The following is a 15,918-nucleotide window of genomic DNA, read 5'->3' on the forward strand; positions in this document are numbered from 1 at the left end:
GATAAACGCTCCCTGCGGTCATATCGACGTTATATATAGATAATATAGATGGTAAGAAGTGGCGCAATTGATATTATGCATATAGAATTACCAAATGGTAAGAAAAACACTCGGACAAAACGAATCATCCGAGTGTATACCACTAAAGCAACTTATATTTTATTTGTTACGTTGGACACTTTTTCTAATACTCCAGGTTTGTCGTTTTCAATTAAATCAAGAAGAGTGGAAATATCTTCTCGAAGATGTTGAGCCATAGTAGCACAGGACGGAGTTCCTGGTGTTTGGGTAAGTTCATATATACGTCCTCGTTCAAGATCCGTCAGATGATTATTGATTTTGTTTAACTCTACACTGTAACGTTTTGATATATCCATAGCGAGCCTCCTATGTTTAGATTATTTTTCGGTATTAGTAACAGGATTTCTCAAATCTTCTATTGTTAAAATGACTTTTTGATCAGCATCAATATTAAAAGCAAGTTGGCAATTCACAAAGTCAGCAATTCTAATTAGTTCATCTGCTGAGAAACTGCCTCTAGCAAATTTATTTCGCATAGCCTGCTCGCTTATTCCAAATAACTGAGCAAGTTCTTTGTATTTTTTACCTTTTATATTCAATAGAGCCTTAATTTTGTCACTTACCACTGGTTGCACCTCCTTCTATGGATTGATGTTTATATTATAATCTTGATTAGAAATATTTGCAATTGAAAAAATATAGAATGTAATCAAAAAAGTGTAAAAATATTTGACAGCATAACAAGAATAGTGTAATATGTAATCATAAACGAAATGTTATAAATAAAAGCAAAGGAGTACGAACATGAAAGCAATCGAACAAATTTATGAGAATTATAAAGCAAGCCAAAATGAGGAAACCCCATATAGTGAAGAACAGAAAAGGGAATTTGATAAACTGTCTGTAACCCTTGATAAAGTATTTACGGGAGAAATCCAGGAAGATTATAGAAAGCAACAGCAGATTTTTGACAATAGTGTTGCTTTTGCCAGATCCTCAGAGAAAGCCGGGTTTATTTTAGGTTTCAAGCTGGCAATGGAGATTATGCAAGAATGCAAATAATTATCTGGGTGGGGCACACTGCCTCATCTGTTTGGAGGATGTGATTATATGGCGAAGCAAAAAGATAAAGGGCTGCCTACTGGCATAACATTGCGGAAAGACGGGCGGTATATGTGGCGTTTCAAGTATTCGGGTGTGACATATTCCGGATATAGCCGAAAACTTCCAGATGCAAAAAAAGCATTGAGAGATAAAAGATACGAGGTTGAGCACGGATTATACAGCAAAGAAAAGGCTATTTTGTTTGATGCATGGTTTGTGGAATGGCTGGATGTATACAAAAAAGCAGATTGCAAGGAATCAACTATAAATCTTTACAAGAATGTCTACAATCGGTATATAAAAAAGATATTCGGGAAAAAGCAGGTAAAAAATTTGAGAGCGGATATGATACAAAAATTTATTAACAAAGCAGCTACAGAACGATCAAAAACAGTTGCATCAACCATAAATTTTTTATTGTATGATTCTTTGAGGCAGGCGGCAAGAAATGGGATTATATCAAAGAACCCTATGGAAAATACCACACCGCCGAAATTCAAAGATAGTAAAAAGGGAAAAGCATTATCTGCAGATATAGAAAAGCAATTCCTGGAAGTTGCCAAAGAGAGTTATTATTATCCATTGTATCGTATGGCGAGCCTTACTGGTATGAGAATAGGGGAAGTCTTGGGGTTGCAATGGCAAGACGTGGATTTTGAGCATGGAGAAATCCATATTACACATACACTTTGCTATGTCCCTGGTAAGGGACAATACTTAGATACTCCAAAATCAAAGGCCAGCCGCCGAATCATACCAATGGAAAAAGGCAGTGAATTGTATGTACTTCTGAAAGAATGGAGAAGTAAACAACGTCTGCAGAAATTTAAAACTGGTAAGTATTGGCAACCACTGGAAGGAATGGAGAATATTGTATTTACGTCAAATCATGGAACACCACATTTTGATATGAACGTGAGAACGGATCAGAGAAAAATAGTTGCGGATATGAAGGAAGCAGGAGTTAAGATAGATACCTGCACTTTTCACACATTACGTCACTGTTTTGCTACCAGGTGCATAGAGAATGGCATGGACCCGAAAGTTTTACAAGCAATTCTCGGACACAGCACGTTTGCAATGACAATGGATCTTTATTGCGATGTGATGGAAGATACAAAGAGGAAAGAGCTTAATAAGATAATGGCGGTGTTGTGATAGAGAGAGGCAGCAGGTACATGAGGTGCTTGTGTGACCTCTCTTTTTATTTCTTGGATCATAAATATATGTTATACTATGAACGTGACACACCTTTTGACACACTTTTCAATAACATATGATGTAATGTGATGAAATATAAAATAGAGAAAAATGTGTATTTGGCACAACCAGAAATAAAGACAAAACAAGATGAAAAACAATTATTAAGTTTTATATTTTCCAGGTGTGTGATGAATTGTAGGAATAGTATTAATGTGTTTGAATATGATACGCAGATAGCATTGGAAAACAGGAAACTTTCATCGGACACGCTGACGGTTAATTTCCCTAATTCTGCGATTGTTTCTTTGCGGCATACTAAAAATACGCCGAAGGTTATGACAATAAGGGTGAATACGCCGGGAGGAGCGGTATCGTATATTGTACCGGGATTTCTTGATATGTCACGTAAAGTCATAGAAAATCTTGCCGTAAAATATGAAAATGTTGCGAAGGAAGTGTGCAGACAAATGGGTGGAAAAGTATTAAATTATGAAGCAAAAGATATTTTAAATCGTGGACGTGCAGAGGGCGAAGCAGAAGGAATTGCCCGGATGCAGCGTGCGGCGAAACTTTTGCGAATGGGAAAAAGTATTTCAGATGTAGCAGAACTAACGGAACTATCCGAAGAAACGGTTACGGAACTGGCACAGACTGTAGAAGGTTGATTATACGGCAGATAAAAATGATAGAAGACAAAAGGACCCGCCGGGTTGCGCATTCTTACAAAAGTAAGACTAGGCTTGGCGGGTTCTGTTACAAATCATATACGATTAATAAAGATATTTGTCAATCTTTTTTGAAATTAACTTTCCTTCTGAATCCGGATTTCTTCCGGGTAGCTAATCGCGCCCATGGTCGGCACGCGGTATAAAACTCCCTGATTGTCAAAATACTGGAAAAACGTATACTGTGAGGTGCAGTGGATATTGGTCAAATCGCCGTTCGCAATATATTCCACCTGCGTACCGTCGGCATTCATGCGGTATAGACCCGGATTATCATCGCCCTCCAGCTGGAAGAAAATTTTACTGCCATACAGGTTATAATTAATCACCTTGCAGTTTTCTTTTCCGTAAAGCAGTTCAACCGTCTTTGTATTCTTATTGACACGCACCAGTGAATATCCCTTGGAAATATCAATGTAGTAAACATAATTCCCCTCGGAATCCGGTAAATATGAATTCGCATCGTAATACAGGGAAATGGAATCGTCCTTCGGGTCGAGCGTGCTGATAACATTTTTCTTATCTGTATTGGAAAAATAAATTTTACCCTCACTGACACAGGAAGGATTGTAAGGCGTGTTTGAAACCAGTTTATCATTTTCGCCGTCAATGTCCATGCGGTGTAAGGTAATGCCGACATCGCTTTCGTAGTGCTGGTAATACAGATAATTGCCGCACAGACTGACAGAGCCGGTCAGATGATTGTAAAGCATTGTCGAATTCTGCCCTTCCAAATCCGTCTGATAAATGCCGAATAACTGACCGCGCAGAATCGTACCAATCATTTCTTTGGAAAAATTGTTCTTTACATAATAAATTTTATCATTGTAAATGTTTAACGATGCCACGCTGTCGGAGTTGAGCATACGGGCATTACTGCAATCGGAATCCATGACGTAGAGATAATTGTGGTCGTATGGATTGGCAAAATAAATTTTATTGTTGTACTCGCAAAATAATCCGCCGTTCATTAAATTTCCGGCAGTATTTCCGGCGGCATCGGCGCTGTTCGTCTGCTTTTTCTTTGGCATTGCGTGAACAACCACTGCCACAAGAATCAGGACAATAACAACAGCCGGAATGATAAATTTCACACTACGTTTCAGTTTCATAAAAAGCCTCATTTCCTAAAATCATAATTATAAAGAATTATATCACAAATCATAGTGCGATACAAAAGAAATTATGGTATAATGTGCGTAAGCAATGAGCCGTGCCGGACGGAAGGATAGAAAAGAACTGTGCTTGCACAGAGTTCTTTTCTGGACTTTCGGACGATAGGGCGAATGCCCGACAGTGAGTGAAAAAGTGTCAGAGCAAAGCGGAAATGAGGATTAAAATGTTAGATTTAGGTGAAATCAGGGGAAAAATAGACGGAATTGATAAACAGCTTGTATCATTATTTGAAGAACGAATGGCACTTTGTCATTCAGTAGCGGAATATAAAATTTCTACCGGCAAGAAAGTGCTGGATACGGAAAGAGAAAATGCAAAACTGGCGGCAATCACAAAAATGGTTCAGAACCCGGAAAATGTCCATGCAATCAATGATTTATTTTCACAGATTATGGCAAATTCCAGAAAAATGCAGTACCGTTTATTAGAAGAAAACGGTCAGACATTACGAGAGCCGTACGAAGCTGTGGACGAAGTGGACAAGGCCAACTGCAAGGTCGTTTATCAGGGTGTTCCGGGGGCATACAGCTATATTGCCATGAAGCGTTACTTTGGTGAAAATGTAGAAAATTTTCATGTGCCGACATGGCGCGATGCCATGGAAGCAGTTAAAATGGGCAAGGCAGATTATGCGGTGCTTCCGATTGAAAATTCAACAGCCGGTATCGTAGCAGGTGTTTATGATTTATTGCAGGAATATAATAACTATATTATTGCAGAAACTTATATCAAGGTAGAACATGCACTGCTTGGTCTTCCGGGTACGGATTTGGACAAAGTAACAACTGTTTATTCCCACCCGCAGGGCTTAATGCAGTGTGAGGGATTTTTGGAACAGCACAAGGACTGGAATCAGATTAGTCAGGCAAATACAGCGCAGAGCGCCCAGAAGGTGCTTTTGGAAAAGAATCCGTCCCATGTTGCCATTGCAAGTGAAGAAGCGGCACAGGTATACGGACTGGAAGTGTTAAAGCATAAAATTAATGATTTGGACAACAATACGACCCGTTTTGTCATTGTTACGAATACAAGAAAATTTGTAAAAAATGCGAAGAAGATGAGCATTGTATTTGAAACGGCAAACGAAGCCGGAACACTCTACAACCTGTTAAGCCACATCATTTACAACGGACTTAACATGAACAAAATTGAATCACGCCCGATTGAAGGCAGAGAGTGGGAGTTCCGCTTTTTCGTAGACTTTGAAGGCAATATTGATGACCCGCGGGTTATTAACGCACTGCGTGGCATTGAGGAGGAATCCAAAAAGATAAAGCTGCTGGGAAATTACTAATTTCCCGGCGGGATATCCGTATAGAATGTGATTTTAAAGAGGGGGAAAGTCTATGAATATAGCTATATGTGATGATGATATAGAATTTTGCACCACATTAAAGCGACAGTTGACAGACTGTCTTCAATATAACGATATTATTGATATTTATTATAGTGGGGAAATGTTTCTTGCAGGCTGTAAAAAATGTAATTATGATGCCGTTTTTCTGGATTTGTATATGGGTGGAATGACGGGATTTGAAACAGCAGAAAAGCTGGCTCATTGTGGAAAGGAAACGAATATTATTTTTCTTACCTCAAATGATTTAATGGTATATGACAGCTTTGAATATCAGCCGTTCTATTTTTTAAGGAAGGCACAGTATCAACAGGTACTTCCGAAGGTAATCAGTAAATTAAAAGGAAAATTAAAACAAAATGGAATCGTACAATTTGATATATATGGCAGTAGTGAAAGTATAGCAGTTTCCAGTATCATATATATTCAAAGCGATAATCACTATATTATAATCCACACAAACAAATATGATTATGAAATCAGAAATACGCTGTCCCAAATGGAAAAACAGCTTTTGTCATATGATTTTGTAAAAATACATAAAAAATATATTGTAAACTTAAAGTATATAAAAAGAATTCATATAGCGGAAGAAAAAATACTTTTAGATAATGGAGTAGAATTGGAAATTAGCAGAAGGAATAAGACTAATGTATTGAAAAAATATAAGGAATATAAAAGAACGATGGTGAAGGTATGATATGGGGATATGGAAGTGATAAATTTTTAGTAAATGGACTAGGAAGTATTTTTATCAGTTTGTTAATGTTAGAACAGATGCATACACTTTTAGCAGTTCCGTCACAAAAAGACAGAGAAAACAGATATATAGCAATGGGGGTTGCTGTGATAGGAATTACGGTATTTATGCAGTTTTTCTGGATAAATGAGTATTCTGTGTGGTGGAATATTCCGGCACAATGGGTTATGTTAAGTATATATGGAATTATTGGAGAAAAAGCAAAAGGGTATGTGGCAGTTAGCAAAGCGACAGTTGTAATAACGTTTTTTAGTATTGCCGTTATATTAACAAATGGAATAGTATCTACGATATTAATAAAAATATATATGGTGAATTTGTCAGTTATATATTTTTTTGTAGCATTGTTAAGTATGTGGGGAATAAAAAAAATATCCGGATTATCTAATACAGCAGAGAAGGTATTGCTTGTAGTTGTTGTCATTATATCAGTAGGAATAGTGTATTTGCTGCTGTTTACGACAGCAAGCAGAATGTATAGTGTAGTAGGCATTGTATTAATTGATAGTATACTAATTTATCTTTTTTTGCGGACAAAAGAAGAACAACAAAGAGAACAATACTATATGCAGCAGGAACGAAAACGGCAGCAGCAGGAATTATATATGCGCGGTATTCATGAAATTGATGAGCAGATAAAAAAAACAAGGCATGATTTAAAAAAGCACTTGCAGAGCCTGAATGGGTATCTTTACAGTGAAATACCGGATATTGAGGGAATGCGTCGTTATTTAGCAGAATATACGCAAAGAACACTTATATTGGGAGATATGGTTTATACAGATAGTATTGTTGTCAATACTATCCTAAATGCAAAATTGATGTTTTGCAGGGAAAAAGGAATACAGACAGAGGTATATGTATGCCGGAAGTTAAAACAGATATCCGAAGTAGATATGTGTAGTATATTGGGAAATGCACTGGACAACGCTATAGAAGCGCAGCTTAAACTTCCTGTAAATGACAGGATTATTGGAATCAGCATTCAAAGTGATGAAGATGTACTGGATATCGTGATTAAAAATGCGATTGCAGAATCAGTCCTGCAACATCAGGGATTGGAATACACAAGTAAAAAAAGCAGTAGGCACGGATATGGCATAAAAATTATAAAGGAAACGGTACAGCAGCTGGATGGAACACTAGATTTTTATGAAAAAGACAGTTTTTTTTATTGTGAGATTATATTGTAAAAAAATGACCGCTTACGTCAAAATAACGACCGTTTACGACAGAGGGGATTGTAATACATATTTAGATTATGTATGATTGACAAGAAGTATTTGATTAATAATAGGAGCAAGACATGAAGAAAAAAATTATGGTTATAGTAATTGTTGTTATTATTGTAATAATACTGTTTTATTTTAAATCTAGGAAACTGAATTCGCTGTATGCAGGAAATATTTCGGATATTGAGCAAGTGAGTATTGTATCCGGCGGAACGGGAGATATTGCGGTAGTTAGAAATGCTGAGGATATAGAAAGGCTTGTACAATATTTTGGGGAGTACAAATTACAACCGGATTATTTTTATAGTGATTCTAAAACGGGCTGGAGTTACGGGATAAAATTTGAATGGGAAAATAAACAAACATTCATTACCTGCATAGACACCAACCGGGTTAAGGTAGATAACAAAGTCTATAAAGTGAAAAACGGTGACTCAATGGAAAATTCATTAAAAGAATTATTTGATGAATTGAGTGAGTAGTTATTGAATTTCTGAATGGAGGGAAAGCATATGAAAACAATGAAACGAATCATTCCGTTCACCATACTCATTTTGGCAGCAGTCATATTGTTTGTGGTGTGGTTCCGGGCATATGTTCCGGTAAAAAGCGAAGCATTTCACACAGACGGAAGCAAAATCGAATTTGGAGAAAATACCGCATATGAAATCGGTGCAAATTCATATGGACGTCCGGTATTCAAAAATCCGTCAAAAGCCATGAAACAGTTCAAAAAGGATTATGCTTTGGGACTGGATTATATGGAAAATGTAAGGGGCTTACCTCAATTTAGCAGTAAATATAAAGTATTAACATGGTATGCATGGCACTGCTGGCAGGTAGAAGTTGTCGAAGACATTGAGAATAAAGAGGAAGTAAAAGAGCAGTTAAGAGCGATTTCGGAGTTTGCCAATTTTTATATCAACAGTAAAATGCAGCACTATAATCCGTTTTAGACAAGATGTTTGCTTCCGGGCGAAAGCAAACATCTATGATGGCAGATGAGAAATTGCCTGTGCGATTTCTCATCGCCTCTTCGCAACAAGCTGCTCAGAATAGGGAAGAATATGAAAAAAATCAGTTGCATCATCGTTACGGTAATATTGCTTCTGTGTGTAACCGCCGGGTGCAGTAAGCCGGAAGGTACGAGAAAACTTTCGGATATTGTCAGTGAAAAAGTGCAGGATATCGCAGTTGTGAATATTATCAGCGGGAACACCGGTGAAATAAAAAGTTATAAAGAAGCCGATGATATTGATAAGATTACAGCGTATATGCAGAATGTGATGTGTACGAAAAGTTCACCGGCATCTGCGAGCGGCTGGAGTTACGCATTTGAAATCACGGGAACGGACGGTACATCGGTAAAGGTTATTTTTGCAGGCACGAACAGCAGCATTGACAAAGAAAAGTATGCACTGCAATATTCGGATTTGAATGAATTTATAGCAGGTTTGTAAAAATATAAGACAAAGTATAAAATAAAAAACATTGCATTTCCGAAAAAAATAGTGTATCTTAATAGTAGCTGCTGTACGACTGGCGGAAAATGCAGGAAGATGTAAGAACCATTTTCCTGTATGTGGGATTACCCACAGGGAGTACAGATTTTGTAGATAAGCCGACCGCCTGGGCGACCATTAAAGCTTGGTTACTCAGGGGCCGGCTTATATTATTTTTACGAAGATTTATGCCATAGAGGTGCAAATCTTCAATCGAAAAACTACAGTGCTGCATAGGCAGTGGAAAGAGAGGATTGTATGGAAATGCAGATGTTGGAAAAGGAACTGTCAGGCTGTGATTATCCGGGCAGAGGAATTGTGATTGGTAAGTCAGAGGACGGAAAGAAAGCGGTAACAGCTTACTTTATCATGGGCAGAAGCGAAAACAGCCGCAACCGTGTATTTGTAGAAGACGGTGAAGGAATCCGCACACAGGCATTTGACCCGTCAAAATTAAGTGACCCAAGTCTGATTATCTATGCGCCGGTACGTGTTTTAGGAAATGATACGATTGTAACAAACGGCGACCAGACCGATACGGTATATGACTTAATGAAACAGGGAAAGACATTTGAAGAAGCATTAAGAACAAGAGAATTTGAACCGGACGGACCAAACTACACACCGAGAATTTCAGGCATTATGCACATTGAAAATGGTACATTTGACTATGCAATGTCGATTTTAAAGAGCAACAACGGTAATCCGGCAGCCTGCAACCGCTATACATTTGATTATAGAAATCCTGTAGCGGGCGAAGGACGTTTTATCCATACTTATATGAAAGATGCCAATCCGCTTCCGAGTTTTGAAGGCGAGCCGACATGGGTTCGGATTTCAGGTGATATTGACACATTTACAAATATGATCTGGAACAACTTAAATGAAGACAACAAGGTATCTTTATTCGTCCGTTTCATCGACATTGAAACCGGAAAGTACGAAACAAGAATTATCAATAAAAATAAATAAGTCAGATTCCGCAGAAGCGGCAAGGAGGAAAAAATGAACGAATTTCAGTTAAAATACGGCTGTAACCCAAATCAGAAGCCGTCTAGAATCTTTATGGCAGACGGCAGTGAACTTCCGGTAGAAATCTTAAACGGCAGACCGGGATATATCAATTTCTTAGATGCTTTCAACGGCTGGCAGCTTGTAAAGGAATTAAAAGAAGCAACAGGACTGCCTGCGGCAACCTCTTTTAAGCATGTATCTCCGGCTGGTGCGGCAGTAGGCATTGCTTTAACAGAAGTTGAAAAGAAGATTTACTGGGTAGATGAAGCAATTGGAGAACTTTCACCGCTTGCATGCGCATATGCAAGAGCAAGAGGTGCAGACAGAATGTCCTCTTTCGGCGATTTCATTTCTCTTTCAGACGTGTGTGACGTGACAACCGCGAAGCTGATTCAGCACGAAGTTTCAGACGGTATCATCGCACCGGGTTATGATGAAGAAGCACTGGCGATTTTAAAAGCAAAGAAAAAGGGCAACTATAACATTATCAAGATTAATGCGGATTACAAGCCGGAACCAATCGAGAGAAAGCAGGTATTCGGTGTTACATTTGAACAGGGCAGAAATGAATTTAAGATTAACAAGGAACTGCTTGAAAATATTGTAACAGACAATAAGGAAATTCCTGAATTCGCAAAGATTGATCTGATGATTGCACTTATCACGTTAAAGTATACACAGTCCAATTCTGTATGCTATGCAAAAGGCGGACAGGCAATCGGTATCGGTGCGGGACAGCAGTCCAGAATCCATTGTACACGTCTTGCAGGCTCTAAGGCAGACAACTGGTTCTTACGTCAGAATCCAAAGGTATTAAACCTTCCGTTTAAGGAAAATGTAGGACGTGCCGACAGAGATAATGCGATTGATTTATATATTGGCGAAGATTACATGGATATTTTGGCAGATGGCGAATGGGAAAGAGTATTTACAGAAAAGCCGGAAGTATTTACAAAGGAAGAAAAGCGCGCATGGCTTGATAAGAATACAGATGTGGCATTAGGCTCAGATGCATTCTTCCCATTTGGCGATAACATTGAAAGAGCATACAAGAGCGGTGTAAAATATATTGCACAGCCGGGCGGTTCAATCCGTGATGACAATGTAATTGAAGCCTGCAACAAGCACAACATTGCAATGTGCTTTACAGGCATGAGATTATTCCATCACTAAGAACAGCACCCGGAAAGGGCAGTGGAATGGAGATGAACGGAAAATGGATATTAAATGTATAGCATTAGACCTCGACAGGACAACGTTAAATGCACAAGGGAAGCTTTCAAAGGCAAATGAAGAAGCAATCCGTAAGGCGGTTGCAAAGGGAATTCATGTGTGTATTGCCAGCGGAAGGGCATTTGACACACTGCCGCAGGACGTTGTTTCCATTCCGGGCATTGAATATGCGATAACGAGTAACGGAGCTGCTGTATACAGAATACAGGACAAGCAGTGTCTGCGTTCCTATGTGCTGACGGAGCAGTCTGTAAAAAAGATTCTGGAACTGACAAAGGATTTTCCTGTTACGTATGAGGGATTTATCCGCGGCACTGCATATGCGGCAAAAGAATATATTGAAGACCCGGTAAAATTCGGAGCAACAGAGCATGCCGTGGCATATGTGCAGTCTACCAGACATTTGCAGGACGATATTGTTTCATTTTTAAAGCAGCATGATGATGAACTTGACAGCATGGACATTGTGGTAAAAGATGAAGCACAGAAGCAAAAGGTCATCGAAGTTTTAAAGGCAGAGGTGGAGGATATTTATATCACCAGTTCAATCAGCCAGCTTGTGGAAATTTCATATAAGGATGCAGGAAAACGTTCCGGTGTGAAATTTATTACAGAATATCTGGGATTAAATCCAAAGCAGGTTGCGGCATTCGGCGATGCAGACAATGATATTGATATGCTGGAATATGCAGGCTGCGGCATTGCTATGGAAAATGCGTCCAATGGACTGCTTGCGGTGGCAGACGTGGTGACACTGCACCATGACAGGGACGGCGTTGCCTATGCTTTGAAAAATATTTTGAAGTGTATAGATTAAAGATAAGGGATAAAAGAACAGCACCGGAGAGAAAAGCGGCAGATGCAGATATGCGCTAAGGAGTTTCCGGTGCTGTTTTTGAATTAAAAAAGTGTTATCTGCGGTGCTTTTTGATTTCATCCAATAAAGAGTATGGCACGAATAAATGTCCCCTGCCAATACCCAGTTCAATGTGCGGTTTGTTGGCACCGTGATAGTCCGAACCACCGGAAAGAATGAGTCCGCGTTCACCGGCAAGTTTTTTCATCTGGATTTCCTCACCGGCAGTATAGGTGGAATAGATGGCTTCCAGTCCGATAATGCCCGAATCGCAGAGGTAGTCCATAAGCTTATTCATCGGTTCTTTTCCGAGGTGGTATAAAACAGGGTGTGCAAGGATTGGAACACCGCCCGCATTTTTTATCAGGCGGATAGCTTCGGCGCAGGGCATTTTTTTACGCGGCACATAGCACGGACCGTTTGAACCGATATAACGGTCAAAGGCTTCGTTACGGCTTTTTATATAGCCTTTTTTAAGCAGGTAATCCGCAAAATGCGCCCGCGTAATGACGGCATCGGCATATTCCTTTTCCATATCACTGTAATCAATCGGAATGCCAAGCTGTGTGAATTTTTCACACATGGTAATGTTGCGGTTACGGCGGACATCACGCAGACTTTCCAGTTCTTTTTGGAAGGTTTTGTCCGTATAATCAATAAAAAGGCCGACAATGTGGATTTCCTTTTCGTCCCAGAACGTACTTAATTCAACACCGGGAACAAGCTCTAGGTTTTGTTCGCTGGCAGCCTGTACGGCTTCGGGAATCCCTTCAATGGTATCGTGGTCGGTCAGCGCCATGGCGGCAAGGTGAAACTGCTTTGCACGGCTGACAAGTTCAGAAGGTGTCAGCGTTCCGTCCGAAAAGGTTGAGTGTACATGTAAATCTATCGCGTCCATAAAAGTCCTCCTTTAAGTGCAATTTTGCACAATTTTATAATTTTTTCATTGTAATTATATTATTTTTAGTTTAAAATGTAAATTAATTGCAGAAAAAAATTTAATGTAATTTAAAAAGCTGTTTTATCCAGCGGAATGCGAGGCAAAATGAGAAAGAAATCCCATGTTTCATTGTCAAGATATTTATTGAACAATATTGACAGCGAGTTACTTGAAAATCACAGAAAGGCATTTATTGTCGGAAGTGTGCTTCCGGACTGCAAGCCTTCGTTTGTAACTACGAAACATAATATGGAAGAAACCTTTGATATGGTGTGTGAATTTATCAGAAAGCTCACCGTGAATTCAGATGATTATAAAAAAATATCGACAGCCTATTGCCGGAAGCTGGGGGAGGTGACCCACTATCTGGCAGATTATTTTACATTTCCACATAATTGTGTATTTACAGGTTCTATCAGGGAGCATTGTATCTATGAAAAAAAGCTGAAATTTGCATTAAGAAATTACATACGCAGTGGAGAAATTAATGTAAACAGCACGGTTGTGAAGCGTTTTACAACGCCGCAGCAGCTGTGTGACTATGTAATCCAGATTCACCAGCAGTATTTAAAGTGCAATAAAACGGTGGAATCGGATTGCAGATATATCGTGGCACTGTGCCATGTTGCAGTTGCAGGAATTTTAAATCTGCTAGAACACTACAGAAATTCGAATCCGGTGTCTGCGGTAGCAGCGGCTTAAAGTCATCAATACTGAAAACCTTTCAGAGAGGAGCGGAGATTGTTATGGAAGACAGACAGATTGTAATCGGCGGATTTTACAGGCATTTTAAGGATAAATTATATCAGGTCAGATGTATTGCGTATCACTCCGAAACCAAAGAAAAAATGGTTGTGTATCAGGCGTTGTACGGCGATTATGCGGTATATGTAAGACCTTATGAGATGTTTATGAGTGAAGTTGACCACGAAAAATATCCGGAAGTTACACAGAAATACCGGTTTGAACAGGTAAATCCGGTGGAAGAACCGGCACAGCGGGAAGTGGCAAAAGCTTTAGAGAAAGCACAGGAAGTACAGCCACAAACTGCCGGTGCGGAAAAACTGCCGGATACGCAGGAAAATTCAGAACTGGAACCTGTAGAATCAATAGAATTGGAAGAACTGTCACAGGAGGGAGGCGTAAATCCGTATCTGTTGCTGTTTCTGGACGCGGAAAGCTACACGGAAAAATTAAATGTGCTTTCGCTGTGCAAGGACAAATTAGACGATTCGGTGATTAACGCAATGGCAGCTTCTATGGAGATTGAGGTCCCGGACGGACCGATTGAAAAACGGTATGCATCACTTCGGGACTGTATCAGGACACATGTCCGTTACGAGGGAACGAGGTTAAGATAGCATTATGCCTTTATGACAATGGCGGAAAAGGAGGTTACACATATTGGAGGCAAAGGACTTTTCAGCAGTAACGCCGGAGATTGAAGCTCTGGCAGCAAAATCAAGGGAGAATAACAGAATTGATATTTCCCTGTATGACAAATACGAGGTAAAGAGGGGACTTCGCGATCTGAACGGTAAGGGCGTATTAACCGGACTGACAGAGATTTCGGAAGTCAAGGCATCGGAAGTGGACGAAAACGGTGTGTCCCACCCATGCGACGGTAAGCTTTATTACAGAGGACACGATGTAGAAAAGCTGATTGAAGGATTTACAAAGGATAAGCGTTTTGGATTTGAAGAAGTAACGTATCTGCTGCTTTTCGGTGAACTGCCGGATAAGAAGCAGCTGGCGGATTTTAATGAACTTTTAGGAAATTACAGATGTATTCCGCCGAATTTTGTACGGGATATTATTATGAAAAAGCCAAGCCGCGATATTATGAATGCGGTGGCACGAAGCGTGCTTATGCTTTATGCATATGACGACAAGGCAGACGATACCAGTGTGCCGAATGTTGTCAGACAGTCATTACAGCTGATTTCAGAACTGCCGCTTCTGGCAGTATACAGCTATCAGGCATACCGGCATTTTCATGTGGGTGGCAGTCTGATTATCCACGAACCGGACCCGAAGCTTTCAACTGCGGAAAATATTCTGCATTTATTAAGGGCGGACGGCAAATATACATCGTTAGAAGCAGAGATTCTGGATATTGCACTGGTACTGCATGCAGAACACGGCGGCGGTAATAACTCTACATTTACAAACCACGTTGTAACATCATCCGGAACAGATACGTATTCAACGGTTGTATCTTCACTGGCATCCTTAAAAGGTCCTCGTCACGGCGGTGCAAATATCAAGGTCAGCCAGATGTTTGAAGATATCAAAGCCCATGTAAAAGACTGGGATAATGAAGAAGAACTCACCGCATATTTAGATGACATTCTTCATAAAAAAGCATTTGACCATACCGGACTGGTATATGGAATGGGACATGCGGTTTATTCTTTATCCGACCCTAGAGCGAGAGTGTTCAAGGGCTTCGTAGAAGAACTTTCTGTAGCAAAGAACAGAGAGAAAGAGTTTAAACTCATGTCTGATGTTGAACGGATTGCGGCAGAATTAATTGCAAAGGAACGCAAAATCTATAAGGGCGTCAGCGCCAATGTCGATTTTTACAGCGGTTTTGTATACAGTATGCTGGGACTTCCGCAGGAACTTTTTACACCGATATTTGCAGTGGCAAGAATTTCAGGATGGAGTGCGCACAGAATTGAAGAATTAATCAATTGTGGCAAGATTATCCGTCCGGCATACCGCAATGTCTGTGACCATAAAGAATATGTACCGTTAGACCAGCGGTAGTAAAAAGCACGTTATCTCCTTTAAAA

At 39.6% G+C, this 15,918-nt stretch carries 19 protein-coding genes and 1 riboswitch; of the genes, 15 read left to right on the top strand and 4 right to left on the bottom strand.

The window, feature by feature from the left end; genetic code table 11:
* Positions 1–152 precede the first annotated feature (152 nt).
* Positions 153–377 carry a hypothetical protein gene (locus LI288_RS01120; protein WP_117715269.1) on the bottom strand — a complete coding sequence of 75 codons (225 nt, stop codon included), beginning with the start codon at positions 375–377 and terminating at the stop codon, positions 153–155.
* A 21-nt stretch (positions 378–398) separates the two neighbouring features.
* Positions 399–647, bottom strand: a complete 249-nt coding sequence (locus LI288_RS01125; RefSeq protein WP_158554537.1) for a helix-turn-helix domain-containing protein — start codon at positions 645–647, stop codon at positions 399–401.
* A 178-nt stretch (positions 648–825) separates the two neighbouring features.
* Between LI288_RS01125 and LI288_RS01130 the strand changes: the two genes are divergently transcribed.
* The 3 genes from LI288_RS01130 (at position 826) to LI288_RS01140 (ending at position 2,993) form a co-directional block, all read left to right on the top strand.
* Positions 826–1,083, top strand: a complete 258-nt coding sequence (locus LI288_RS01130; RefSeq protein WP_227089165.1) for a hypothetical protein — start codon at positions 826–828, stop codon at positions 1,081–1,083.
* A 48-nt stretch (positions 1,084–1,131) separates the two neighbouring features.
* A complete protein-coding gene (locus LI288_RS01135; protein ID WP_227089166.1) occupies positions 1,132–2,283 on the top strand; it encodes a tyrosine-type recombinase/integrase in 1,152 nt (383 codons plus the stop codon).
* Between the two features lie 257 nt (positions 2,284–2,540).
* Positions 2,541–2,993: a hypothetical protein gene (locus LI288_RS01140; RefSeq protein WP_227089167.1), complete on the top strand. Its 453-nt coding sequence runs from the start codon at positions 2,541–2,543 to the stop codon at positions 2,991–2,993.
* A 137-nt stretch (positions 2,994–3,130) separates the two neighbouring features.
* Here the strand turns inward: LI288_RS01140 and LI288_RS01145 are convergent, their stop codons facing one another.
* Positions 3,131–4,165, bottom strand: coding sequence for a DUF5050 domain-containing protein (locus LI288_RS01145; protein WP_227089168.1), 1,035 nt, complete (start codon positions 4,163–4,165; stop codon positions 3,131–3,133).
* Between the two features lie 227 nt (positions 4,166–4,392).
* Between LI288_RS01145 and pheA the strand changes: the two genes are divergently transcribed.
* The 9 genes from pheA to LI288_RS01190 all read left to right on the top strand — a co-directional run bounded on the left by pheA (position 4,393) and on the right by LI288_RS01190 (position 12,141).
* Positions 4,393–5,523 (top strand): prephenate dehydratase, encoded by a 1,131-nt coding sequence (gene pheA / locus LI288_RS01150; protein ID WP_227089169.1) that lies wholly within the window; start codon positions 4,393–4,395, stop codon positions 5,521–5,523.
* A gap of 52 nt (positions 5,524–5,575) precedes the next feature.
* Positions 5,576–6,283: a LytR/AlgR family response regulator transcription factor gene (locus tag LI288_RS01155; RefSeq protein WP_227089170.1), complete on the top strand. Its 708-nt coding sequence runs from the start codon at positions 5,576–5,578 to the stop codon at positions 6,281–6,283.
* A complete protein-coding gene (locus LI288_RS01160; protein WP_227089171.1) occupies positions 6,280–7,536 on the top strand; it encodes a sensor histidine kinase in 1,257 nt (418 codons plus the stop codon). The genes LI288_RS01155 and LI288_RS01160 overlap by 4 nt, the downstream gene beginning before the upstream one ends.
* 113 nt (positions 7,537–7,649) lie before the next feature.
* The gene (locus LI288_RS01165) at positions 7,650–8,057 is read left to right on the top strand and encodes a hypothetical protein (protein WP_227089172.1); all 408 of its coding nucleotides are present in this window, start codon (positions 7,650–7,652) and stop codon (positions 8,055–8,057) included.
* 30 nt (positions 8,058–8,087) lie between these two features.
* Positions 8,088–8,531, top strand: a complete 444-nt coding sequence (locus LI288_RS01170; protein WP_227089173.1) for a hypothetical protein — start codon at positions 8,088–8,090, stop codon at positions 8,529–8,531.
* A 111-nt stretch (positions 8,532–8,642) separates the two neighbouring features.
* Positions 8,643–9,035 (top strand): hypothetical protein, encoded by a 393-nt coding sequence (locus tag LI288_RS01175; RefSeq protein WP_227089174.1) that lies wholly within the window; start codon positions 8,643–8,645, stop codon positions 9,033–9,035.
* A 65-nt stretch (positions 9,036–9,100) separates the two neighbouring features.
* Positions 9,101–9,217, top strand: a riboswitch (ZMP/ZTP riboswitch).
* A 118-nt stretch (positions 9,218–9,335) separates the two neighbouring features.
* Positions 9,336–10,049 carry an IMP cyclohydrolase gene (locus LI288_RS01180; RefSeq protein WP_227089175.1) on the top strand — a complete coding sequence of 238 codons (714 nt, stop codon included), beginning with the start codon at positions 9,336–9,338 and terminating at the stop codon, positions 10,047–10,049.
* Positions 10,050–10,082: 33 nt separating this feature from the next.
* Positions 10,083–11,264: a phosphoribosylaminoimidazolecarboxamide formyltransferase gene (locus tag LI288_RS01185; RefSeq protein ID WP_227089176.1), complete on the top strand. Its 1,182-nt coding sequence runs from the start codon at positions 10,083–10,085 to the stop codon at positions 11,262–11,264.
* 43 nt (positions 11,265–11,307) lie between these two features.
* Positions 11,308–12,141: a Cof-type HAD-IIB family hydrolase gene (locus LI288_RS01190; RefSeq protein WP_022432545.1), complete on the top strand. Its 834-nt coding sequence runs from the start codon at positions 11,308–11,310 to the stop codon at positions 12,139–12,141.
* Between the two features lie 94 nt (positions 12,142–12,235).
* On the opposite strand, the gene LI288_RS01195 is transcribed toward LI288_RS01190, so the two are convergent.
* On the bottom strand, positions 12,236–13,078 hold the full coding sequence (locus LI288_RS01195) for a PHP domain-containing protein (RefSeq protein WP_227089177.1): 843 nt from the start codon (positions 13,076–13,078) through the stop codon (positions 12,236–12,238).
* 147 nt (positions 13,079–13,225) lie between these two features.
* On the opposite strand from LI288_RS01195, the gene LI288_RS01200 reads away from it, so the two are divergent.
* The 3 genes from LI288_RS01200 to LI288_RS01210 are packed head-to-tail and all read left to right on the top strand — an operon-like array spanning position 13,226 to position 15,892.
* Positions 13,226–13,822 carry a zinc dependent phospholipase C family protein gene (locus LI288_RS01200; RefSeq protein ID WP_227089178.1) on the top strand — a complete coding sequence of 199 codons (597 nt, stop codon included), beginning with the start codon at positions 13,226–13,228 and terminating at the stop codon, positions 13,820–13,822.
* A 44-nt stretch (positions 13,823–13,866) separates the two neighbouring features.
* A complete protein-coding gene (locus LI288_RS01205; RefSeq protein ID WP_227089179.1) occupies positions 13,867–14,481 on the top strand; it encodes a DUF1653 domain-containing protein in 615 nt (204 codons plus the stop codon).
* Positions 14,482–14,521: 40 nt separating this feature from the next.
* Entirely contained in the window at positions 14,522–15,892 is a 1,371-nt protein-coding gene (locus tag LI288_RS01210; protein ID WP_440311441.1) for a citrate/2-methylcitrate synthase, read from the top strand.
* The last annotated feature ends 26 nt before the right edge of the window (positions 15,893–15,918 follow it).

The sequence above is a fragment of the Lachnospira pectinoschiza genome (assembly GCF_020564355.1).
GTDB classification, from domain to species: Bacteria; Bacillota; Clostridia; order Lachnospirales; family Lachnospiraceae; genus Lachnospira; species Lachnospira intestinalis.

Excerpts from the sequence above, each read along its gene's own strand:
- LI288_RS01120 (WP_117715269.1), bottom strand. The coding sequence starts at position 377 with ATGGATATATCAAAACGTTACAGTGTAGAGTTAAACAAAATCAATAAT.
- LI288_RS01130 (WP_227089165.1), top strand. The coding sequence starts at position 826 with ATGAAAGCAATCGAACAAATTTATGAGAATTATAAAGCAAGCCAAAAT.
- LI288_RS01135 (WP_227089166.1), top strand. The coding sequence starts at position 1,132 with ATGGCGAAGCAAAAAGATAAAGGGCTGCCTACTGGCATAACATTGCGG.
- LI288_RS01145 (WP_227089168.1), bottom strand. The coding sequence starts at position 4,165 with ATGAAACTGAAACGTAGTGTGAAATTTATCATTCCGGCTGTTGTTATT.
- pheA (WP_227089169.1), top strand. The coding sequence starts at position 4,393 with ATGTTAGATTTAGGTGAAATCAGGGGAAAAATAGACGGAATTGATAAA.
- LI288_RS01155 (WP_227089170.1), top strand. The coding sequence starts at position 5,576 with ATGAATATAGCTATATGTGATGATGATATAGAATTTTGCACCACATTA.
- LI288_RS01160 (WP_227089171.1), top strand. The coding sequence starts at position 6,280 with ATGATATGGGGATATGGAAGTGATAAATTTTTAGTAAATGGACTAGGA.
- LI288_RS01165 (WP_227089172.1), top strand. The coding sequence starts at position 7,650 with ATGAAGAAAAAAATTATGGTTATAGTAATTGTTGTTATTATTGTAATA.
- LI288_RS01170 (WP_227089173.1), top strand. The coding sequence starts at position 8,088 with ATGAAAACAATGAAACGAATCATTCCGTTCACCATACTCATTTTGGCA.
- LI288_RS01175 (WP_227089174.1), top strand. The coding sequence starts at position 8,643 with ATGAAAAAAATCAGTTGCATCATCGTTACGGTAATATTGCTTCTGTGT.
- LI288_RS01180 (WP_227089175.1), top strand. The coding sequence starts at position 9,336 with ATGGAAATGCAGATGTTGGAAAAGGAACTGTCAGGCTGTGATTATCCG.
- LI288_RS01185 (WP_227089176.1), top strand. The coding sequence starts at position 10,083 with ATGAACGAATTTCAGTTAAAATACGGCTGTAACCCAAATCAGAAGCCG.
- LI288_RS01190 (WP_022432545.1), top strand. The coding sequence starts at position 11,308 with ATGGATATTAAATGTATAGCATTAGACCTCGACAGGACAACGTTAAAT.
- LI288_RS01195 (WP_227089177.1), bottom strand. The coding sequence starts at position 13,078 with ATGGACGCGATAGATTTACATGTACACTCAACCTTTTCGGACGGAACG.
- LI288_RS01200 (WP_227089178.1), top strand. The coding sequence starts at position 13,226 with ATGAGAAAGAAATCCCATGTTTCATTGTCAAGATATTTATTGAACAAT.
- LI288_RS01205 (WP_227089179.1), top strand. The coding sequence starts at position 13,867 with ATGGAAGACAGACAGATTGTAATCGGCGGATTTTACAGGCATTTTAAG.